The organism is Rhodococcus sp. BUPNP1 (assembly GCF_002215235.1).
Classification (GTDB): Bacteria; Actinomycetota; Actinomycetes; order Mycobacteriales; family Mycobacteriaceae; genus Rhodococcus.
The window spans coordinates 73,030-93,279 of sequence record NZ_NERM01000009.1; the positions used below are offsets into that span (position 1 = coordinate 73,030).

Annotated in this window: 19 protein-coding genes; 11 read left to right on the plus strand and 8 right to left on the minus strand. The window is 67.3% G+C overall.

The genetic code is table 11. The annotated features are described in order from the left end of the window. The first annotated feature begins 79 nt into the window (after positions 1 to 79). The 3 genes from B9C99_RS11555 (at position 80) to B9C99_RS11565 (ending at position 3,621) form a co-directional block, all read left to right on the plus strand. A complete protein-coding gene (locus tag B9C99_RS11555) occupies positions 80 to 1,195 on the plus strand; it encodes a glycosyltransferase (protein ID WP_088897920.1) in 1,116 nt (371 codons plus the stop codon). A 367-nt stretch (positions 1,196 to 1,562) separates the two neighbouring features. Then, the gene (locus B9C99_RS11560; RefSeq protein ID WP_088897921.1) at positions 1,563 to 3,083 is read left to right on the plus strand and encodes a sugar transferase; all 1,521 of its coding nucleotides are present in this window, start codon (positions 1,563 to 1,565) and stop codon (positions 3,081 to 3,083) included. A 79-nt stretch (positions 3,084 to 3,162) separates the two neighbouring features. Continuing rightward, entirely contained in the window at positions 3,163 to 3,621 is a 459-nt protein-coding gene (locus B9C99_RS11565; RefSeq protein ID WP_088897922.1) for a DUF6098 family protein, read from the plus strand. A 69-nt stretch (positions 3,622 to 3,690) separates the two neighbouring features. Here the strand turns inward: B9C99_RS11565 and B9C99_RS11570 are convergent, their stop codons facing one another. The 3 genes from B9C99_RS11570 to B9C99_RS11580 form a co-directional block, all read right to left on the minus strand. Further along, positions 3,691 to 5,733, minus strand: a complete 2,043-nt coding sequence (locus B9C99_RS11570) for a CocE/NonD family hydrolase (protein WP_088897923.1) — start codon at positions 5,731 to 5,733, stop codon at positions 3,691 to 3,693. 12 nt (positions 5,734 to 5,745) lie between these two features. Beyond that, a complete protein-coding gene (locus B9C99_RS11575; RefSeq protein WP_088897924.1) occupies positions 5,746 to 7,038 on the minus strand; it encodes an ATP-grasp domain-containing protein in 1,293 nt (430 codons plus the stop codon). A 126-nt stretch (positions 7,039 to 7,164) separates the two neighbouring features. Further along, positions 7,165 to 8,079, minus strand: a complete 915-nt coding sequence (locus B9C99_RS11580) for a manganese catalase family protein (RefSeq protein WP_016696193.1) — start codon at positions 8,077 to 8,079, stop codon at positions 7,165 to 7,167. A 194-nt stretch (positions 8,080 to 8,273) separates the two neighbouring features. Between B9C99_RS11580 and B9C99_RS11585 the strand changes: the two genes are divergently transcribed. Beyond that, the gene (locus B9C99_RS11585; RefSeq protein ID WP_088897925.1) at positions 8,274 to 8,795 is read left to right on the plus strand and encodes a hypothetical protein; all 522 of its coding nucleotides are present in this window, start codon (positions 8,274 to 8,276) and stop codon (positions 8,793 to 8,795) included. Here B9C99_RS11585 and B9C99_RS26105 read toward each other — a convergent pair. Further along, on the minus strand, positions 8,768 to 9,055 hold the full coding sequence (locus B9C99_RS26105) for a hypothetical protein (protein ID WP_253250045.1): 288 nt from the start codon (positions 9,053 to 9,055) through the stop codon (positions 8,768 to 8,770). The two genes, B9C99_RS11585 and B9C99_RS26105, sit on opposite strands and share 28 nt — an antisense overlap. Positions 9,056 to 9,135: 80 nt before the next feature. Here B9C99_RS26105 and B9C99_RS26110 point away from each other — a divergent pair, with 80 nt between their 5' ends. Continuing rightward, positions 9,136 to 9,273 carry a YetF domain-containing protein gene (locus tag B9C99_RS26110; protein WP_253250046.1) on the plus strand — a complete coding sequence of 46 codons (138 nt, stop codon included), beginning with the start codon at positions 9,136 to 9,138 and terminating at the stop codon, positions 9,271 to 9,273. 24 nt (positions 9,274 to 9,297) lie between these two features. Here B9C99_RS26110 and B9C99_RS11595 read toward each other — a convergent pair whose 3' ends face one another. Together B9C99_RS11595 and B9C99_RS25850 are read right to left on the minus strand one after the other, a co-directional pair. Beyond that, positions 9,298 to 9,879 carry a hemerythrin domain-containing protein gene (locus tag B9C99_RS11595; protein ID WP_088897926.1) on the minus strand — a complete coding sequence of 194 codons (582 nt, stop codon included), beginning with the start codon at positions 9,877 to 9,879 and terminating at the stop codon, positions 9,298 to 9,300. A 19-nt stretch (positions 9,880 to 9,898) separates the two neighbouring features. Continuing rightward, complete coding sequence (locus B9C99_RS25850) at positions 9,899 to 10,051, minus strand: hypothetical protein (protein WP_172414924.1); 153 nt, start codon at positions 10,049 to 10,051, stop codon at positions 9,899 to 9,901. Positions 10,052 to 10,123: 72 nt separating this feature from the next. Between B9C99_RS25850 and B9C99_RS11600 the strand changes: the two genes are divergently transcribed. From B9C99_RS11600 to B9C99_RS11615, 4 genes are all read left to right on the plus strand, one after another. Then, the gene (locus B9C99_RS11600; protein ID WP_088897989.1) at positions 10,124 to 11,137 is read left to right on the plus strand and encodes a zinc-binding alcohol dehydrogenase family protein; all 1,014 of its coding nucleotides are present in this window, start codon (positions 10,124 to 10,126) and stop codon (positions 11,135 to 11,137) included. A 159-nt stretch (positions 11,138 to 11,296) separates the two neighbouring features. Next, positions 11,297 to 11,710, plus strand: coding sequence for an SPW repeat protein (locus tag B9C99_RS11605; protein WP_024101985.1), 414 nt, complete (start codon positions 11,297 to 11,299; stop codon positions 11,708 to 11,710). Positions 11,711 to 12,089: 379 nt separating this feature from the next. Then, positions 12,090 to 15,548 carry an indolepyruvate ferredoxin oxidoreductase family protein gene (locus B9C99_RS11610; protein WP_088897990.1) on the plus strand — a complete coding sequence of 1,153 codons (3,459 nt, stop codon included), beginning with the start codon at positions 12,090 to 12,092 and terminating at the stop codon, positions 15,546 to 15,548. A gap of 53 nt (positions 15,549 to 15,601) precedes the next feature. Next, the gene (locus B9C99_RS11615) at positions 15,602 to 16,687 is read left to right on the plus strand and encodes a Glu/Leu/Phe/Val dehydrogenase dimerization domain-containing protein (RefSeq protein WP_088897927.1); all 1,086 of its coding nucleotides are present in this window, start codon (positions 15,602 to 15,604) and stop codon (positions 16,685 to 16,687) included. Positions 16,688 to 16,777: 90 nt separating this feature from the next. Here the strand turns inward: B9C99_RS11615 and B9C99_RS11620 are convergent, their stop codons facing one another. After that, entirely contained in the window at positions 16,778 to 17,284 is a 507-nt protein-coding gene (locus B9C99_RS11620) for an Lrp/AsnC family transcriptional regulator (protein ID WP_016694965.1), read from the minus strand. A 219-nt stretch (positions 17,285 to 17,503) separates the two neighbouring features. Here B9C99_RS11620 and B9C99_RS11625 point away from each other — a divergent pair, with 219 nt between their 5' ends. Both B9C99_RS11625 and B9C99_RS11630 read left to right on the plus strand, forming a co-directional pair. Next, positions 17,504 to 19,039, plus strand: a complete 1,536-nt coding sequence (locus B9C99_RS11625) for an amino acid permease (RefSeq protein WP_088897928.1) — start codon at positions 17,504 to 17,506, stop codon at positions 19,037 to 19,039. A gap of 125 nt (positions 19,040 to 19,164) precedes the next feature. Further along, positions 19,165 to 19,398 (plus strand): hypothetical protein, encoded by a 234-nt coding sequence (locus tag B9C99_RS11630; protein ID WP_088897929.1) that lies wholly within the window; start codon positions 19,165 to 19,167, stop codon positions 19,396 to 19,398. A gap of 428 nt (positions 19,399 to 19,826) precedes the next feature. Here the strand turns inward: B9C99_RS11630 and B9C99_RS11635 are convergent, their stop codons facing one another. Beyond that, positions 19,827 to 20,216, minus strand: coding sequence for a hypothetical protein (locus tag B9C99_RS11635; RefSeq protein ID WP_088897991.1), 390 nt, complete (start codon positions 20,214 to 20,216; stop codon positions 19,827 to 19,829). Positions 20,217 to 20,250 lie beyond the last annotated feature (34 nt).

Consider the following 20,250-nt stretch of genomic DNA (forward strand, 5'->3'; position numbering starts at 1 on the left):
GGATTGTGCCGACCCGTTACCTCTCGGCGCCGGCAGGGTCATAAAGTACCTCCCCGATCGGCTCGGGTTCTTCGGAGGGATGGCTGTGCCCGGAATCTTGGTGCACGAATGGATCGCGCGCGACGGAGGTTCGGAGAAGGTGCTCGACGAATTCGTCCGCACCTTTCCCGACGCCGACGTCCTGTGCCTGTGGGACGACGCCGACCGGTATCCGGGGCGGACGGTGCACGAGAGCGGTCTGGCGCGCACGCCCCTGCGCCGGAACAAGGCGCTGGCGCTGTCGGCCATGCCGTACGTCTGGCGTCGCCGACCCGGCTCGTACGACTTCGCCCTGGTCAGCTCGCATTGCTTCGCCCATCACGTGACCTTCCGCAGCGCACCGAGCGGGTTCGAGAAGTTCGTCTACGTGCACACTCCGGCGCGCTACCTGTGGAATCCGGAGCTCGACGATCGGGGCGCCTCGCTCGCGGTGCGGTGCGCGGCACCTCCGTTGCGGGCCCTCGATCGGCGTCGTGCACGGGAAGGCGCGCACTTCGCCGCGAACAGCGATTTCGTGCGCCGCCGCATCGAGCGGGCCTGGGATGTCGAGGCGCGTGTGATCTTTCCTCCGGTGGAGACGGCCCGCATCGCGTCGGTGCCCGACTGGCGTGACGAACTGTCCGCAGCCGAATCCGCCCTGTTGGAGGGGCTTCCGGAGGTTTTCGTGCTGGGGGCGTCGAGGTTCGTACCGTACAAGCGACTGGATTGGGTGATCCGTGCCGCCGACCTCGCCGGGGTGCCGGCAGTGATCGCGGGATCCGGACCGGAGGAGAGCCGGCTGCGGCAGCTCGCCGACGAGGCGACGGTACCGGTCCATGTGCTCGCGCGGCCGTCGGACGCCCTGCTCTACGCGCTCTACCAGCAGGCCCACGTCTACGTCTTTCCTGCGGTGGAGGACTTCGGGATCATGCCCGTCGAGGCGCGCGCGGCAGGGGCGCGTGTGGTCGTCAACGCGCTCGGAGGTGCTGGTGAGACGGTTGCCGAGGGGGTCGACGGGTTGTGTTTCCGCGAGGACAGGGTGGAGGCGGTCGCCGAGTGCATCGCCGCGATCGACGGTGTGCCGAAGGGGCGTAACGAGGCCGTCGCCGCGCTGTCCTCGGAGAACTTCCGGCAGCGCATCCGCGACTGGGTCGGGGAGGGGATCGGAACGGCGTGACTCACGTCATACTACCGACGAGTAGACGAACCCTTGTCGCCGGTTCGTCCCTGTTGTACCTTTCTCCCGGGTCGGGAGCCTGCTGATGGGGTTGATGGGGTTCGATGGGGGATCGTCATGGCTCACTGCCGCCGACCGAGCTGCGTTCGTCGCCGCTGCATGAATGTGTTCTTTGCTGAAGTAACTACGCGCACAAGTAATTCGAGTTACGCGTAGCTTCTTCGCTTCAGGGGCGGAATCGCCCACGTCACCGTGATCCGTTGCACTGGAACAGGGTTCGCGTTCCTTGGAGAAAACGGACATAATCACCGAATCGTTCATCTGGCTGTCGGGGCCACTTCGCGTGGAGTAGGCAAGCAGGAGAAGCATGGGGATCGGACCCGAGTTGGCGCGTCGCAGCGCGCCGACCCACGACACGAGCGATGGTCACGGAAGTGTCCCGCGCAGACAATGGCAGCGCACCTATCTCCGGTCGCTGGCGATCACCGACACGACGATCGTCGTCACGACCGTCGTCCTGGCGCAGGGGGCCGGGACGATGATCGGTGGACCGGTCGACCCGGGGTCCTCGGTGACCCAGGGACTCGCCTCGGCGATCGTGGTGGCCGGCCTGTGGCTTGCGATTCTGGCGCTCAACGGAACTCGCAAGAAGCCGATCGTGGGCAGTGGCGAGGAGGAGTACCGGCTCGTCACGAGGGTGACCCTGCAGACCTTCGGTCTGCTCGCGATCGCCTCGTTCCTCGTCGACTCGTTCGCCACCGACCTCGACACGATCCGGGTCTACCTGTTGCTGGCCATGCCGGTCGGCCTGGTCGTCCTGCCGCTCGGACGCCGCTGGTGCCGTCGTTCGATCGAACGACGTCGCGTACGGGGTGAGTTCCGGACCTCGGTGCTCGTCGTCGGCTCCGAACACGCGGTGGACGCGATGGTCGGATCGTTCGTCCGCGACACCTCGGCCGGATACCGCGTCGTCGGTGTGTGCACCACCGGATACACGGGGGAGAGCGGGCGCACCATCACCGTCGCCGGTCAGGAGATCCCGGTACTCGGTGCGGAGACCGACGTGATCAACGCCGTCAAGCTCTCCGGGGCCGACACCGTCGCGATCGCTGCCGGAACCCATTGGGGCAACGGAGATATCGGCGAGCTCGCGTGGGAACTCGAGCCGTATCGCGTCGATCTCGTGGTGGCTCCCGGCGTCACCGACATCGCCCTGCCGCGACTGTCGATGCACCCCGTGGGCGGGCTGCCGTTCGTGCACGTCGAGGAGCCGCAGTACCGCGGGTCGCATCGGATCGCCAAGACGACCTTCGACCTCGTGTGCGCGGTCCTCGCCCTCACGATCGCGGCGCCGGCCATGTTCGTGGTCGCCGCGCTGATCAAGCTTCAGGACGGCGGCCCCGTCTTCTACCGACAGGAACGCGTCGGTCTGGGCGGCACCGTCTTCCGGATGTGGAAGTTCCGGTCCATGGTCGTCGATGCCGACCGGATGGTCGATACGGTCCGCGCGCAGACCGGTCAGGAGGACGCGACCTTCTACAAGTCCGCCCGCGACCCGCGGATCACTCCGGTGGGCCGGTTCATCCGCCGCACGAGCATCGACGAACTGCCGCAGCTGTTCAACGTCCTCGCCCGCGACATGAGTCTTGTGGGGCCGCGTCCCCTCGCGGTCGGTGAGGGCGAGAAGATCCCGGGCTTCGTTCCGCGCCGTATCCTCGTGCGTCCCGGCATGACGGGCTTGTGGCAGGTCTCCGGCAGGTCCGATCTGTCCGAGGCCGATCGCATCCGCCTCGACCTGTTCTACGTGGCGAACTGGTCGATGGTGCAGGATCTGCTCATCGTTGTGAAGACGGTGCGGGCGGTGCTCGCGAGCGACGGCGCCTACTGACCGACCGCGGTGCGGGGTTTCACGGCCGGGGAGCAGGGAACCCTTCGAATTCGCCTGGGATCTGCAGGAGGAGTCGAAGGTGAACACGTCCGTCCGAAGTTTCCATCCCGACCCCGATGACATCCCGCTGATCACCTCACTCGACCAGCTCGCCGACGTGGCGACGGATCCGCTGCTCTACCTGAGGTATTCGAAGGGCCCGGCGGCGGACGCCGAGGACGGGCCGAGCCGCGACCAGGAGGCGAACGTGACCCTGCCGGGGCTCGTCGCCACCACCCTCGCTCCGGAGCCGTGGTGGCGCCGGCCCGTCAAGGACTGGGTCGCCCGCCGCGTCTGTACGTGCGTCGGGTCCGGCGACGAGGACGGGCGGTTCGTATGGATCCTCACGGGCCGGATGGTCGGGCGCGGTCCCGGCCACGAGCCGCTGCTCGTCGACGTCCGGCCCCATGCCCGGCTCGCCCGAGAGGTGCTCGACGAGGCGCAGGGGTGGTACGACGAGCACTTCGACGTAAGCAGTGATTCGCGCAGAAGCGCCTGAACACCGTTCGCACAGAACGCAGGAAGCCCACCCCGCCACGTCGCGGGGTGGGCTTCCATCGTGATTCCGTCAGACCAGGTCACGCGGGATCCGGCGCTGCCAGCTCTCCGAGTGGACCCGTCGATCTCCGTGGTCGTCGTCGAGCTCGAAGGCGTCGAGCTCCGCGTTGATCACGAACTCCTCCGGGGTGGACGTGAGGATCGTGCGGGTACGGACCTCGGTGCGCCAGTCGTCCCGCTCGTAGCGGCGCAGGGTCTGCGTCTCGCCGCGCACGGAATTGGGATCGTTGCCTCCGAAACTGAACCACTCCTGGGTGCGACGTCGGATGACCGTGCCGGTCTCGTCGATCCGGAACGACCCCTGGTCGTCGAGGATGTCGAGGGTCGACACACCGGTCGCGAGGTCGCGGGTGGTCCGCCAGTGGTGTTCACCCGGCTTCAGCAGGGTGATGCCGAGTTCCGGGGCGGCCTCCGGTTCGCCGAACTCGCGCAGGTGCGCGTCCTCGGGTCGGGGCGGGCGCACCGGCAGATGCAGCCCACCGCCGGTGTACACCGTGACCTCGGCGGGTGTTGGCGACGGCCACGCCAGTGGGAAGTAGGAGGTGGACAGTGAGAGCCGCAGACGATGCCCTGCCGGGAAGACGTGCGCCATGCCGTTGAGCTCGATCCGGATACGGTAGCGCCGTCCCGGCTCGAGGGCTTCCGGCTTCTCGCTGCTGTCGCGGTGCGTGAGATTGAGCAGCCCGTAGGTCACGCGTGTCGCCTCACCGTTGGGCGCGACGTCGGACAACCGCGCGGCGAGCATCGCCACCGGCCTGTCGGACGAGACCTCGAGTTCCAGTTCGGGTCGGCCGAGGACCTCCGTCGTCGTGTCGAGTGCCTCGGTCTCGAAGACGAGCGCACCGCCGTCCTCCTCGCGTTGGTCCGACGGCAGGTCGGGAGTCGCGGCGTAGGACGCCCATTTGCCGGCGAACATGCCGACACTCAAGGGGGATTGCAGAGCGAGGGGCCGTTCGTCGACGGTGAGGGTGCCGTCGTCGTCGGGATGCAGCGCGTACCGGTCGAAGGTGTAGCGACGGTTCTCGATGTTCGGCGACGGCCACGACGGTTCGGCCACCCAGCGACCCGGGCGTTCGGAATAGGACGGGTTCGGCGCGATGGAGTCCTGCATCCAGGCACGCACCATCGGTTCGTCCATCACCCCGGTGTCGACGCCCTTGAGCCAATGGTCCCACCACCGCACGACCTCCTGCAGGAAGCCGATCTCCGGGCCGGGGACCCCCAGATGCGGGTACTTGTGGCCCCACGGTCCGATCAGTCCCTTGCGGGGCACGTCGAGATGTTCCATCAGCCGGAAGATGGCGTTGGTGTAGCCGTCGGCCCAGCCGCCCACGGCGAGGACCGGGCACTGCACGGAGGAGTAGTCCTCGTTGACGGAGGCGCGCTTCCAGTAGTCGTCGCGGTGCTGGTGTTCGAGCCACTTCTCGATCCACAGGCCGCTGCCCTCGAGACGCTCGTGCCACATCTCGCGCCAGCGGTCGCCGACGATGGCGGGATCGGGAGGCAGGCTGTTGAAGGCGAACATCACCGTCGCTTCGGACAGGTTGTCGGACAACAGACATCCACCCATGTAGTGCATGTTGTCGACGTACAGATCCTCGGTCGCGGAAGCACTGACGATGGCCTTCAGGGCGGGCGGCCGGCGTGCCGCGACCTGCAGGCTGTTGAAGCCACCCCACGAGATGCCCATCATGCCGACCGAACCGTCGCACCACGGCTGCGCCGCAATCCATTCGATGACCTCGCAGGCGTCGTCGTGCTCGTCGGCAAGGTACTCGTCGCGCAGCACGCCGTCGGAATCGCCGCTGCCACGCATGTCCACCCGCACGCAGGCGTAACCGTGGCCGGCCATGTAGGGATGGTTCAGCGCGTCACGTCCGCGCGTGGAATCCCGCTTCCGATACGGAATGTATTCCAGCACAGCAGGTACCGGATGTGCTTCGGCGTCGACGGGCAGCCAGATCCGCGCCGCGAGCCGAACGCCGTCGCGCATCGTGATGAAGACGTTCTCGATGACACGGACCTCATGGGGGAGGTCTGTGATCGTGCGCATGTAGTGCTCCTCCTAGTCCTCGGGCGCCGGATCGAAGGCGAACGGAAGTGCCTTCAGGCCTTCGCGATAGCGCTGCTCGAGCTGTTCGACACTGTCGGCGCCGATGTACATCGTGCCCAGTTCGTAGCGGTAGGCGTCCTGGTTGGGCAGATCGGCGAGCCGGTCACCGGGAGCGACGTCGATGCACACCAGGGCACCGGGGATCCGTTCGCGGAGACGGGCGACGTCGGCGTCCGAGGGCACCGAGGTCACGATGCCGTCCTCGTAGTGCGGGATGATGCACTTCGCCGCCACGGCGTATTCGCCCTGGCGATGCGGCATCCGGGGCTGCCGGCCGAGGGCGATGTCGATGGCCACCTCGTGGTTGGAGCTGCCGTCGACCTTGGCGAACAATTCGCTGTGCGACTGGGAGATCCGTGTGTTGACCTCGATCAGCCAGAGCTTGTCGTTCTCTTCGTCCCACATGAACTCCGAGTTGAAGCAGCCGTTGTCGAAGCCGACGTGGCGCAGGTAGCGCTCGGTGATGTCGATCATGCGTGCCTGAACCTCCTCGGGCACGGTGCTCGCCGGGTAGTCGAGACGTTCGAAGCTGTGCCCGGCGGCGTCCTTGCGCATGTCGAAGACACCGTGGACGTTGAACTGCCCCTGGAACATCGTGCCCTCGGGGGCGGCTTGGATACCGCTGACAACCTGCTCGGCGAGGCAGGTGGTGCCCGAGCTCTTCCCGATCTCCTCGGGGAGGTCGACGCGGCGCAGGACCTCGTCGAAGGCGTTACCGACAAGTCCGATCTTCTCGCGGATCTCGACGAGGGCGTCGGCGAACTCCTGCTCGTTGTGGATCTCGAATCCGAGCTGCGACGAATGCGACTTCACGGGCTTGACCCAGAAGGGGAATTCGAGGTCGATGCTGTCGAGGGCGTTGTCGTCGAAGGGATCGAACGAGTTGAACTGCGGGACGCACTCGGGAACCGATTCCTTCTGCGCGAGGCGGCTCCAGTACTTGTGCTCGGTGGCCACGATGCTGCGCAGCGACGGCGAGGGGATGTTCCGTTCGGCGGCGAGGATCGGAGCGAGCACGCTGGTGGGGAAGTCCCAGTGGGCGATGATCCCGTCCACGCTGCCGGGGAAGTCGTCGAGTTCGCGCCGGCAGGCGTCGAGAAGATCGTCGAACACGTATTCGTCGGGCTCCACCAGTGTTTCGTAGTCGAGGAGGCCGTGGAAGCTCAGCTGGTCGGCGCCGCGTACGGTCTCCAGTTCCTTGCGCTGGATGTCGGTGAGTCCGAGGACGAAGATGTTGGTGCTCATGTGTGAAGCCTTCCCGCTTCCCTACGGCACAAAACAATCCGGTAACGAAACAAACCGCAGGGAAGGTACTTTCACGCGCAACCGCCCCGGCTCGCGGGGAGCCGGGGCGGTCGCCTCGAGGATGGATCAGGGGGTGTCGGGGTCGAGAGCGTCCTTCACCTTGCCCACGAGTCCCTTCTCCGTTCCCATTGCGGCAGAACGGGGCTTGCCCTGCGACCCGTCGTAGGTCGCGTACAGCTTGGGGTCCGGCGGCGGTGCGCTCGCCACGTCGCCCAGCGGGACCGGGTCGGCGAGGAACGACATGGGTGTCGTGCCGTCGGGGCCGGTGCCGTGCGCCCAGCGACCCTGATCGGCGGCGGCGCCGTCGGACAGGTGCCACAGGCTGGACGCGTGCTCGGAGTGCTCCTCGTCGAACAGTGCGTTCGGTGCGATCGGTCCGGGTTCGATGCCGTCGGCCTTCAGTTCCTCGATGGCGGCGAGCCACAGGTTCTGGTGGTAGGTGTCGCGGGCGAGGTTGAACCGGAGCATATCCTTGACGCCCGGATCGTCCGTCATGTTGTACAACCGGGCGGTCTGGACCCTGCCCTGCGCTTCGGCGGCGACGTTGGCCTGGAAGTCGGCGAGGAGGTTACCGCTGGCGATGATGAACCGACCGTTCCACGGCACACCGTTGCTGTCGGAGAGAGTCGCCCCGCCACCGGAGACGATGGCCTGTTGCGGATCCATGCCGCCGAGTACGGCTGCGACCACCGGGTCGGCGGCGGCGTTCTTGGTCGACTCCGTGGCAGGTGCGCCTTCGAGGAGACGCGCCACCATGGTGGCGATCATTTCGACGTGCCCGATCTCCTCGGTGGCGACGTCCATGATCATGTCCTTGTACTTGCCGGGCATTCGACAATTCCAGCCCTGGAACAGGTACTGCATGGTCACGGTCATCTCGCCGTACGCACCGCCGATCAGCTCCTGGAGCTTGCGGGCGTAGACGGGATCGGGCTTCTCCGGCTTGACGTCGAACTGCAGATGGTCTGTGTGACGAAACATGTTGCTCCCTCGAATGCCGATTGTCGTGCGAGGACGCGTCGCGCGTGAAGACACCCGTGAAGACACCCGTGGCGCCTGGTCTCGACGCCGCCTCGGTTGGCCCGTGGTGCTACGTGCGACTACCCGTGCTCGAGCAGCTCAAACACCCTGTCGATATCCACCTTTTGTCACCGGTGCTGTGTCAACGTGGAGAGATGGAGAACAGGCCGGATTCCACGCTCGACGACGTCGGGGAGGTGGCTCGCAGCAAGGGCGTGGCGCGATTGCGGACAACCGCAGCGGCCCTGCTCGTGCTCGTGCTGGTGGCCGGAATACTGGGCTTCCTCGGTGTACGGAGTTCGACGGCCACCGCGCAGGGCGGCGGGTACGAACTCGACCTGACCTACCCGCGTATCGCACGCGCCGGCCTCGACGTCCCCTGGAAGGTGACGGTGCACCGGAAGGATGGCTTCGACGGAGAGATCGTCCTGGCGATCGACACGTCCTACTTCGAGATCCTCGAGATGCGGGGCCGGCTGCCCGAACCGTCCGCGGAGACCGCCGGGGACGGACTGGCGTACCTGACCTTCGATCCGCCGCCCGGCGACGAGTTCACCTTCGCGCTCGATGTACGGATCCAGGCCGGGAGGCAATGGGGCGAATCGGGCTCCGTCTCGGTGATGGACGGCGAGAAATCGGCAGTGACGATCTATTTCGATACCTGGCTGGTGCCCTGATGGAAATCGTGATCCGCGCGATCGTCCTGTTCCTGTTCCTGTGGGGGATCACCCGTCTCGTCGGCCGGTCGAGCGTCGGCGAACTGAGCACCTTCCAACTCGTGCTTTTCGTGGTGATGGGTGATCTCGTACAGCAGGGGATCACGCAGGACGACGTGTCCATGACGGGCGCGGTCCTCACCATCGGTGTCTTCGCGGTGCTGACGTTGGCGCTCTCGCTGATCAACGCTCGTTCTCCGCGGATGCGTGGGATCACCCATGGTGTCCCCGTCGTGATCGTCCGGGACGGCGAACCCGACCTGCGGAACCTGAAACGGGAACGTCTGTCCCTCGACGACCCATGGCCGCCGCGCGTCAACAGGGCATCCGCCGGTTCGCCGACATCGACCTCGCGGTGCTCGAGACGAACGGGAAGATCTCCTTCTTCGTTCGGACGAGAGCTCAGGACGGCGCGCCGGAGGAACCGGAGCCGGGGTGACGGGGTGACGCGCCGTCCTCACGCTCAGGTACTGCGGCCGGTCAGTGCGTCGCGCAGTCGGTCCACCATGCCGACCCCCGGACCGACGGTCTTGTGGAACAGTTCGGAATGCGGTGCGGACGGATGCGGTCGGGTCGGTGCCAGCTTCTTGGCGGCCTGCACCTTGGTGCCGACCTCCACGAGGGTCTCCTGCCCGAGATGCGCCCTCAACTCCGGGAACTGTTCCGACTCTTCGTCGTCCGCGTGGTGGCGCAGAAGATCCTGCAACTTCTTCACCAACGTCGTGAACTCCGCACTCGATGCGTCCGCTCCCTCGAGTTGCTTCATCACCTGCACGATCTCGTCGTGCTCCTTCTTGTCGTGTTCGACGGCTTCGGTGCCCCCGGGCAGATGTTTCTCCATCTCCGGATAGACGAACATCTCCTCGGCGACCGAGTGCCTCATCACCTCGGCGATCGCGGAGTCGGTGAGATCGCGGCGTTCCTCGGCGTCGAGGGTGGTCTCCGCTCGGCCCAGAAGTTCGAGCATCTCCCGATGGTCCTCGGTGAGTATGGTGACGACATCCGTGTCGCCGGAATTCGGTCCCTCGTGGGTGGTTTCGGTCATCGGGATCTCCTTCGAACGGTCAGGATTGTCCGGTATCGCCGGTCTCGGTCGGGTCGTCCTCGCCCTCTGCCTGGTCGGGCTGCTGCGGAGCCTTCGAGAGGAGGCTGTCGGGATCGGCGTCGGGATCCTGAGCCGGGTCGTACGGATCGGTGGACCCGTCTGTGCTGCTCATGTATGAAAGGGTTCACCGGTGCCGAGATCGGCAAACACGCGGGAGGCGAGGGCCGTGGACGAATCCCGATCGATGCGAGCGTGGCGGGTGGTGGAGCCCGGTCCCGTGGCCGGCCACCCCCTGCGGTTCGAATCCGTCCCGATCCCGGAGACGGGACCGAACGATCTGCTGGTGCGCGTGCTGGCGTGCGGTGTGTGCCGCACCGACCTGCACGTCACGGAGGGCGATCTCCCCATCCACCGGGCGGGGGTCGTCCCGGGGCACGAGGTGGTCGGGGTGGTCCATCGGGTGGGGGAGGCGGTCGAGGGGTTCGCGGTCGGCGACCGCGTCGGCGTGGCCTGGCTGCGGTCGACCTGCGGGCAGTGCCGCTACTGTCTCCGCGGCGACGAGAATCTCTGTCCGAATTCGAGATACACCGGCTGGGACGAGGACGGTGGGTACGCCGAGTTCGTCGCCGTACCGGCGACCTTCGCTCTCCCGCTGCCCGACGGGTACGACGACATCGAACTCGCGCCGCTGCTCTGCGCCGGCATCATCGGCTACCGCGCGCTGAAGCGCGCCTCGGTCCCCGACGGCGGCAGGCTCGGCATCTACGGCTTCGGCGGCAGCGCCCACATCGCGACGCAGGTCGCCCTGGCGCGAGGTGCCGAGGTGCACGTCATGACGAGGAGCGAGGATGCGCGGAATCTCGCCCGCGAATTCGGGGCCGCGTCGGTGCAGGCTGCCGCCGACGCACCGCCGGTGCCTCTCGACGCTGCCATTCTCTTCGCGCCCGTCGGCGACCTCGTGCCGCCCGCACTCGAGGCGCTCGACCGCGGCGGTATCCTCTCGATCGCCGGCATCCATCTGACCGACGTCCCGCAGCTGAACTACCAGCGGCACCTGTTCTACGAGCGCGAGATCCGGTCGGTGACCGCCAATACGAGAGAGGACTCCCGGGAGTTCCTCGCGTTCGCCGGGCAGCACCGCATCAGGGTCGCGACGATGCGATACGAGCTGGACGAAGCCGACCGTGCGTTGGCGGATCTCGCCGGTGACCGCGTGCGCGGCGCTGCCGTCCTCGTGCCCGATGCGGCACCCGTCTGACGCCGGCGATCACGCCCGAGATCGCCAAGTAGGGACTTTCTGCCCTACGGGAACGTCCCGCCCGGGACGACGATAATGGTGTCGGACCCAGGAGGGCCCCTCGGACTTCTCACCCACGAGGAGATGAGGACAATGTCGACATCATCGGCTCATTCTGCAATGCACACCCATCCCGACATCGTCGAGATGCGCGAACGCTACGACCGGATGGGTGAACAGCCCACAGTCCAGGTCACCGACGGATTGATGATGGTTGCCGGTCTGTACGCGGCGGCATCCGCCTGGATCATCGGCTTCGCCGATCAGACGGCACTCGCCACCACCAATCTGATCTGCGGCCTCGCGGTCGCACTGCTCGCCATGGCGCTCGGTTCGGCCTACGGCCGCACCCACGGCCTGGCGTTCGTCGCGCCACTGCTCGGTCTGTGGTTGTTCGTCTCGCCGTGGCTGGTCAGCGGCGTCGACACCAGTACGTCCATGATCTGGTCCCACGTCATCGTGGGTGCGATCGTGTTCGTCCTGGGCGTGGCCGCGGCTGCGATGGGAACCGGCCTGATGGACCGTTCGCGTTGACGGTGCAGTAGCCCGGGATGCAGTAACCCGAACGGTGCTGCCGGCTGCATGTCTGAACCGGCAGCACCTCACCGGGTGCGGCGTCCGGACACCGATACCGGCTACCGAGGGCCATACCCTCCCGGCGGCGACGGCAACCCGGTCCACGGGTTCGTGAACCGGGGAGAGGTGGAACCGCCCGTGCCCGCCGCGGGCGGTGATTCTGAGCACCGTGCACACTTCGTGTGTGTGCGGTGCGTCACATTTGAGCGAAATGATGCGCTCGAAAATCTTTTGTTGACGTGATCGCCTAGCTCAATCAACCATTGCTGTACCAAATGACGCGATCGAAGTGGCGCAGACACAATCGGACGCCGCGACGAAGGACGGGTGGTACGCAATGACCGAGACCGTAATCCGGGAGAGCGAACGACTTCCCTACGACCTCGACGACCGATATCGCTCGGGCTCCGGCACCGTGCTCCTCACCGGCGTCCAGGCCATCGCCCGCCTGTTCGTCGAACAGCAGGTGCGGGCCATGCGGGACGGTCGCCGGGTGGCGACCTTCGTCTCCGGATACCAGGGCAGCCCCCTCGGTGGTCTCGACAAGATGCTCCACGGCATGCCGAAGGTCCTCGCCGAGCACGACATCACCTTCGTCCCCGGATTCAACGAGGAACTCGCCGCCACCGCCGTGTGGGGCAGCCAGGGACAGCTCGGTGCCGGCACGCCGACCCACGACGGCGTCGTCGGCGTCTGGTACGGCAAGGGCCCCGGCCTCGACCGTGCCACCGACGCGCTGCGCCACGCCAACATGTACGGGGTGAACCCGAACGGCGGCGTGCTGCTCATGGTGGGCGACGACCCCGCGTCGAAGTCGTCGACCGTGCCCGCCGTCAGCGAGCGATCCCTCGCCGCCCTCGGCATCCCGGTCCTGTTCCCGCGCAACGCCGCCGAGATCGTCACGATGGGCCTGCACGGCGTCGCGCTGTCACGCGCCTCGGGATGCCTCGTCGCCCTCAAGATCGTCGCGGACGTCGCCGACGGCGCCTGGTCCGTCGACGGCTCCATCTCCGACCTGCCCATCACGGTCCCCGAGATCGAATGGGAAGGACGGCCATTCGTCTACAAGCAGCGCCCCATGGCCGCGCCCGGCGACAGCGTCATCGCCGAGGCCGACCTCTACGGCCCGCGCTGGAAGATCGTCCAGGAATACGGCCGCCTCAACGGCCTCGACGTGATCGAGGTCGACCCGCCGCAGGCCCGCGTCGGCCTCGCCGCCACCGGCACCACCTTCGACGCCCTGCGCCAGGCCCTGCTCGACCTCGGTGTCGACGACGCCGCGCTGCACCGCGCCGGCATCCGCCTGCTGCGCATCGGCATGCCGTACCCCATCGGTCCCGAGATCGTCCGCGAATTCGCCCGCGGCCTCGACGAACTGATCGTGGTCGAGGACAAGACCGCCTTCGTCGAGACCCAGATCCGCGAGATCCTCTACGGCACCGCGAACGCCCCGCAGATCGTCGGCAAGAAGGACGCCGACGGCCGCCCGCTCGTGCCTGTCGACGGTGAGCTCACCGCCGGTCGCCTGCGCGGCCCGCTGCGTCGCGTGCTGCGCGGCCACGTCGAACTCGGCCCCGCACCCCTGCCGCAGTTGTCGCTCGAGGTGCTGTCGACCCAGCGCACCCCCTACTTCTGCAGCGGCTGCCCGCACAACCGCTCCACCGCTCTGCCGGAGGGTTCGATCGGCGGCGGCGGCATCGGCTGCCACACCCTCGTCACCCTGTCCGGCCGCAAGGACAGCGCCGTCACCGGCCTGACCCAGATGGGTGGCGAAGGTGCGCAGTGGATCGGCCAGGCGCCGTTCACCGACATCGGTCACATGTTCCAGAACCTCGGCGACGGAACCTATTTCCACTCCGGCCAGCTCGCCGTGCAGGCGTGCGTCGCCGCCGGCGTGAACATCACCTTCAAGCTGCTCTACAACGACGTCGTCGCGATGACCGGCGCGCAGGACGCCGAAGGCGCCCTGAAGATCCCGGCGCTGACCCACAAGCTCACCACCGAGGGCGTCCGCAAGATCATCATCTGCTCCGACGAACCGAAGCGCCTCCGCAAGCGCACCCTCGCGCGCGGCACCGAGGTCTGGCACCGCGACCGGCTCGACGAGGCACAGAAGCTGCTGCGCGAGATCGAGGGCGTCACCGTGCTCATCTACGACCAGCACTGCGCCGCCGACGCACGCCGTCAGCGCAAGCGCGGCACCCTGCCCGCCCGCACCACCCGCGTCGTCATCAACGAAGCGGTGTGCGAGGGCTGCGGCGACTGCGGCGTCAAGAGCAACTGCCTGTCGGTGCAGCCGGTCGACACCGAGTTCGGTTCGAAGACCCGCATCGACCAGACCTCCTGCAACACCGACTACTCGTGCCTCGACGGCGACTGCCCGTCCTTCGTGACCGTCGAGACGTCGCCGGAGAAGCCGAAGCGCCGCAAGGCTCCGACCCCGCCGCGCATCCCGGACGCCGCCATCGACACCCCGAAGGGCACCCGCAACGTCTTCCTCGCGGGCATCGGCGGCACCGGCATCGTCACCGTCAACCAGGTGCTCGCCACGGCCGCGCTGCGCGCCGGATTCGAGGTCGAGTCGCTCGACCAGATCGGCATGAGCCAGAAGGCCGGCCCGGTGGTCTCCCACCTGCGCTTCGCCGCCGACGGACTCGAGCCCGGCAACCGCGTCGGCCCGGGCGGTGCCACCGCTCTGCTCGCGCTCGACCTGCTCACCGCGACCGAGCCGAAGAACCTCGCCTACGCGAACCGTGAGGAGACCGTGGCGGTCGCGTCGACGAGCCGCGTCCCCACCGGCGACATGGTCTACGACCGCTCGGTCCGGCACCCCGACGAGCAGGACCTGCTCGCGCGCCTCGACACCGCGACCCGCACGACCGTCTCGTTCGACGCCCTCGCCGCAGCCCAGGCGCTGTTCGGCGAGACCTCGGCCGCGAACTTCCTCGTCGTGGGCGCCGCCCACCAGCTCGGCGGACTCGAGATCCCCGCCGACGCCATCGAGGAGGCCATCGAGATCAACGGTGTGGCCGTCGCGACCAACATCGCCGCCTTCCGCTGGGGCCGGGTGGCCGTCGCGGATCCCGCTGCCTTCGCCGCCGCGACCGAACCGGACCGCACGGAGCGCGCCGCCACCGTCGCACCCGAGCGTCTGTTCGCCGGCACCACCTTCACCGGTGAGGTCGAGCGGCTCGTGCGGATCCGCGCCGCGTCGCTGATCGATTTCCAGAGCGAAGCCCTCGCCGCCCGCTACATCGGGCAGGTGCAGGCAGCCTGGGAGGCCGAGCGTCGCGTCACGAACCGCACGGACTTCAGCGAGGCCGTCGCCCGCGGGCTGTTCAAGTTCACCGCCTACAAGGACGAGTACGAGGTCGCCCGCATGCTCGTCGACCCGGCCTTCCTCGACGAGGTGCAGGGCCAGGTTCCCGGTGGCCACAAGCTCACCTACCGCCTGCACCCGCCGGCGCTGCGCGCACTCGGCCGTGAGAAGAAGGTCGGCTTCGGACCGAAATCGCATGTCGCGCTGAAGGCTCTGGCCAAGGCGAAGCGTCTGCGTGGCACGAAGCTCGATCCCTTCGGCTACGCCCACGTCCGCCGCGTCGAGCGTGCTCTGCTCGCCCACTACACCGCCACGATCCAGCGGCTCGCCGCCGACCTGGACGTCGACTCCTACGACCGCGCCGCCGAGATCGCGGCCCTGCCCGAGATGGTGCGCGGCTACGAGGACGTCAAGCTCCGCTCCGTCGAGCAGTACCGGGCCCGCCTCGCCGAGCTCGGCATCGACACCGACTTCTGAGCCGACACCGACTTCTGACGCACGAACACCCTCTGCTGCAAAGGAACCCACCGATGACCACCTCTGCCCTCGACCTCCCCGAGTTCACCACGTCCGACGGAGTGTTCGGCCGCTCGGCCCGCCTGGCCGACCGCCCGCACGAGCAGGTCGTCTTCCACCACGACGCGGCCACCGGATTGCGCGCCATCGTCGCGATCCACTCCACCGCACTCGGACCCGCCCTCGGTGGCACCCGCTTCTACCCCTATGCGGACGAGATGTCGGCGCTCGAGGACGTGCTGCGACTGTCGTGGGGCATGACCTACAAGGCCGCGGTGTCGGGTGTGAACCTCGGTGGCGGCAAGGCCGTCATCATCGGTGATCCGAAGACGGACAAGAACGACGAACTGCTCGCCGCCTACGGACGATTCGTCGAGTCGCTCGGTGGTCGCTACATCACCGCCGCCGACGTGGGAACCCGCGCGGAGGACCTCGACGTGGTGGGCCGGCACACCGCCCACGCCGTGGGGCGCACCGTCGCCGCCGGCGGCTCCGGCGACAGCTCGCCGCTGACCGCGCTCGGTGTCTTCCAGGCCATGCGTGCCGGCGCCCGGACCGTCTGGGGACAAAAGACTCTCGCGGGTCGCACGGTCGGTGTCGAGGGTCTCGGCAAGGTCGGATACGAGCTGGTGAAGCTGCTCGTCGCCGACGGTGCCGAGGTGATCGTCTCCGACGTGAACCCCGCGGCGATCGCCCGCGTGGTCGACGAGTTCCCGGCGCAGGTCACCGACAACGTCGTCGCCTCGTCCGCCGACGTCTACGCCCCGTGCGCCCTCGGCGGCACGTTGACCTCGACCACCGCTGCCCACCTCGACGCACGTCTCGTGTGCGGTGCGGCCAACAACCAGCTCGCGCAGCCCGAGGTGGAGGGACTGCTGGGCAAGCGCGGAATCGTCTGGGTGCCCGACTATGTCGCGAACGCGGGCGGACTGATCCAGGTCGCCGGTGAGGTCGACGGATCCGCCGCCGACGTCGTCCGCGAGCGGGTGGAGTCGATCTTCGACCGCACCGCCGAGATCTTCGACGTCTCGAGCACTCTCGGCGTCACGCCGGGCGCGGCCGCCAACCGCATCGCCGAGCGGCGCATCGATACCGTCTGATCCGCACAAGGGAACTGGTCCGCACAGGGAAACTGATCCGCACAGGGGAACAAGGGGAGGCACCGCGAGGTGCCTCCCCTTCTCGTGTTCTCAGGAGCTTCCGGCCGACGACGACCGGCCGTGCCCAGCATCGCGGGTGATGTGCTCGACGAGCGGCTGCGTCCGGTACTCGATCGGTGTGGTGAGCGCGAGCGTCGTGGTGGTGTGCGCGACGCCCTCGATGGCGTGGAGCCGTTCGAGGACCAGCAGGAGGTCCTCCTGGGACTGCGCCGCCATCCGGATCAGGAGATCCTCCCGGCCCGTTGTCGCGTGGACCTCCAATACCTCTGGGAATCGGCCCAATTGGGCGATCACATGCCCCATCCGCGCCTGGACGAGCTCGGCGCCGATGAACGCCTGCAGCGGCACGCCCAGCTTCGGCAGGTCGACGACCGGTCGGTATCCGGTGACGGCGCCGGACTCCTCGAGTTTCCTGATGCGCGACTGCACGGTGTTGCGGGCGACGCCGAGCTTCGCCGACAGGTCGACGATTCCTGCCCGGGGGTTGCGCGTGAGCTCTCCGAGGAGAGCTGCGTCGAGCCGGTCGAGACTGAACACGATGACACCCTTTCCGTTGTGATGCGCGTCACCACTCGAGCATAATGCTCAACTGATCAGGAAGATATTGACACTTCACGAGCCAGTGCCATGATTGCTGCATCAAATGCTCACGCAAACACGGCTTGCTGCAACGTAATGCGCGCGAAGTGAGCGACATGCCTACCCCTCGCCCGGACCGGGCGTGGCGGGCGCCGCAATCACCCCGAGGAGCACACAATGCCCGGAGTCGGCATCTGGCGGACCAAATCCGTCGAACAGTCGATCGCGGATACCGATGAACCCGGTTCGCGGCTACGACGAGAACTGACCGCCAAGGATCTGACCGTGTTCGGCGTCGCCGTCGTGGTCGGAGCCGGAATCTTCACCCTCACCGCCCGCACCGCCGGTAATCTCGCCGGACCGTCCATCTCGCTGGCGTTCGTCCTCGCCGCGATCGCGTGCGGTCTCGCCGCACTGTGTTACGCGGAGTTCGCCTCCGCGGTACCGGTCGCCGGCAGCGCCTACACCTTCTCCTATGCCACCTTCGGTGAATTCGTCGCCTGGATCATCGGATGGGATCTGATCCTCGAGTTCGCCCTCGCCTCCGCGGTCGTCGCCAAGGGATGGTCGATGTATCTCGGGGGCATGTTCGGCGGGGACGCGTCGATCGACCTCGGACCGATCACGGTCGACTGGGGGTCGCTGCTCATCGTCGGCGCCATCACGATCATCCTCGCGATCGGCACCAAGGTCTCGTCGCGGGTTTCCGCCGTCGTCACCGCCATCAAGGTCGCGGTGGTCCTGCTCGTCATCGTCGTCGGCATCTTCTACATCGACAAGTCCAACTACTCCCCGTACGTCCCGCCGGCCGAGGAGACGCAGAGCGCCGCAGCCGGCATGCACCAGTCGCTGTTCTCGGCCCTCACCGGCGCGGGTGGTAGCACCTACGGCTGGTACGGCCTCCTCGCCGCGGCGAGCCTGGTCTTCTTCGCCTTCATCGGCTTCGACGTCGTCGCCACCACCGCCGAGGAGACCAAGAACCCGCAGAAGGCACTGCCCCGCGGCATCTTCGGTTCGCTGGCGATCGTCACCGTCCTCTACGTCGGCGTCACCCTCGTGCTCACCGGCATGGTGAGGTACACCGACCTGCGCACCGGCAGCGAACTGGTCGGCGACGGCAGCGCCACGCTGGCCACGGCGTTCGAGGCGCACGGCGTCACCTGGGCGCAGATGGCCATCAACATCGGCGGTCTCGCCGGCCTCACCACCGTCGTGATGGTGATGATGCTCGGCCAGACCCGCGTGCTGTTCGCGATGTCCCGCGACGGACTCGTCACCCGCAAGCTCGCCGTCACGAACCACAAGGGTGTGCCCGTGCGCATCACCCTGATGGTCGGTGGTGTCGTGGCCGTCCTCGCCGCGGTGTTCCCGATGGGTGTGCTCGAGGAGATGGTCAACATCGGCACCCTGTTCGCCTTCGTCCTGGTCTGCGTCGGCGTGATGGTGCTCCGTCGTACCCGCCCCGACCTGCCCCGCGGATTCCGAGTGCCGTTCGTGCCGCTGGTCCCGATCCTCGCGGTGCTCGCCTGCGGTTGGCTCATGCTCAACCTCTCGGTCGAGACGTGGATCCGATTCGCGGTCTGGATGGTCCTGGGCGTGGCGATCTACTTCGTCTACGGCCGCCGCAAGTCGGTGCTCGGACAGCGCCTGAAGCTCGAGGCCGCGCAGCAGGAAGCTGCGAAGCACGAAGCGAAGGAACCCGAACCGGTATAGATCCCTCGTCCACGAGCCCGCCCGCACCGAATCGGTGCGGGCGGGCTCGTGTGTTCCGGCGGTTGCGGGTACCCGACCGGAAGGAGACCGGACACCGTCCGGTCGCGACGCCGAGGAGGAGAGTCATGGCCACCTGCGACACGTGCGGCAACGACTACGACAAGGCCTTCACCCTCACGCGTGGGGATGTCTCGGTCACCGTCGACAGTTTCGAGTGCGCGATCACCGCGATGGCACCGCAGTGCGCCCACTGCCACTGCTGCATCCTCGGGCACGGCGTGGAGTCGACGGATGCCGTCTACTGCTGCGCGCACTGTGCTCGTCAGGCCGGGCACACCGAGCTGACGGACCGTGCCTGACGGAAGAATGCGGACCGCGCGAAAGTGACAAAAAGGACTCTGCGAGTTGATCTTTCGGGTGAACTCGAAAAAGATCTATGCACGCGGGTGAGCAAATTGCTCTATGCTCTGAACAGCGCAGCAGAGACGAAGGTCACAAGGGTTACCCAGTGTTTTGTCCGAACGCAGGACGAACCGGACATCGGGACCCGATTACCATTCGATCTGCCCCTGACGTCGGGGAGGCCGACAGGGAAGGGCCCCGCCGGCGATTCGAGGGGAGGAGCCGGCGGGGCCTCGCGCTGTATCTCCTGTGTCGGGGAGGACTCTAGGGAGACACGGCCACCTACGCCGTGGCCGCTTTGGAGCTTAGGTGAGAGTTGGGCACTCGTCCAGAGCCGATACTGAAACGAGACCTGAGAAATCTTCTCGGCGTCGAACCGGGACGTTCATCCTGCTTTGCGGCGGATGGGGCCCGCTTCGACGTCGCTTCCCGCCGGAAAGACGGGGGTCGGCATGGCTCGGGACCCGTCGGGATGCCTGCGGTACGACGTCTGCCGCTGCGAACGCCGACGGCGCCGACGATTCCGCGTCGTCCAGAAACCCCAGGCTGCGATGCACACGCCGACTCCCGAGAGCAGGTCGGCCTCGGTCAATCCGTGGTTCGGCGTCACCGAGTACAGCACGCGCCCCTCGAGAGGCCCGTTCATCAGCACCCAGAGTCCGGAGGCCACGAGCGCTGCCGCGCTCGACAGCAGATGAGGGCGAGAGAGGCACCACGTCGACGCGGCGAACAACGAGCACATCGCGACGAGCGAGTAGAACACGGCATTCTGCACGGTCGACTCCTCTCGCTCCTGCCGGATATCGATC

What these genes read in the sequence shown, in the direction of transcription:
- B9C99_RS11555 (WP_088897920.1), top strand. Translation starts at nt 80, where the DNA reads ATGGCTGTGCCCGGAATCTTGGTGCACGAATGGATCGCGCGCGACGGA.
- B9C99_RS11560 (WP_088897921.1), top strand. Translation starts at nt 1,563, where the DNA reads ATGGGGATCGGACCCGAGTTGGCGCGTCGCAGCGCGCCGACCCACGAC.
- B9C99_RS11570 (WP_088897923.1), bottom strand. Translation starts at nt 5,733, where the DNA reads ATGCGCACGATCACAGACCTCCCCCATGAGGTCCGTGTCATCGAGAAC.
- B9C99_RS11575 (WP_088897924.1), bottom strand. Translation starts at nt 7,038, where the DNA reads ATGAGCACCAACATCTTCGTCCTCGGACTCACCGACATCCAGCGCAAG.
- B9C99_RS11580 (WP_016696193.1), bottom strand. Translation starts at nt 8,079, where the DNA reads ATGTTTCGTCACACAGACCATCTGCAGTTCGACGTCAAGCCGGAGAAG.
- B9C99_RS11585 (WP_088897925.1), top strand. Translation starts at nt 8,274, where the DNA reads ATGGAGAACAGGCCGGATTCCACGCTCGACGACGTCGGGGAGGTGGCT.
- B9C99_RS26105 (WP_253250045.1), bottom strand. Translation starts at nt 9,055, where the DNA reads ATGGGTGATCCCACGCATCCGCGGAGAACGAGCGTTGATCAGCGAGAG.
- B9C99_RS26110 (WP_253250046.1), top strand. Translation starts at nt 9,136, where the DNA reads ATGGCCGCCGCGCGTCAACAGGGCATCCGCCGGTTCGCCGACATCGAC.
- B9C99_RS11595 (WP_088897926.1), bottom strand. Translation starts at nt 9,879, where the DNA reads ATGACCGAAACCACCCACGAGGGACCGAATTCCGGCGACACGGATGTC.
- B9C99_RS25850 (WP_172414924.1), bottom strand. Translation starts at nt 10,051, where the DNA reads ATGAGCAGCACAGACGGGTCCACCGATCCGTACGACCCGGCTCAGGAT.
- B9C99_RS11600 (WP_088897989.1), top strand. Translation starts at nt 10,124, where the DNA reads ATGCGAGCGTGGCGGGTGGTGGAGCCCGGTCCCGTGGCCGGCCACCCC.
- B9C99_RS11605 (WP_024101985.1), top strand. Translation starts at nt 11,297, where the DNA reads ATGCACACCCATCCCGACATCGTCGAGATGCGCGAACGCTACGACCGG.
- B9C99_RS11610 (WP_088897990.1), top strand. Translation starts at nt 12,090, where the DNA reads ATGACCGAGACCGTAATCCGGGAGAGCGAACGACTTCCCTACGACCTC.
- B9C99_RS11615 (WP_088897927.1), top strand. Translation starts at nt 15,602, where the DNA reads ATGACCACCTCTGCCCTCGACCTCCCCGAGTTCACCACGTCCGACGGA.
- B9C99_RS11625 (WP_088897928.1), top strand. Translation starts at nt 17,504, where the DNA reads ATGCCCGGAGTCGGCATCTGGCGGACCAAATCCGTCGAACAGTCGATC.
- B9C99_RS11630 (WP_088897929.1), top strand. Translation starts at nt 19,165, where the DNA reads ATGGCCACCTGCGACACGTGCGGCAACGACTACGACAAGGCCTTCACC.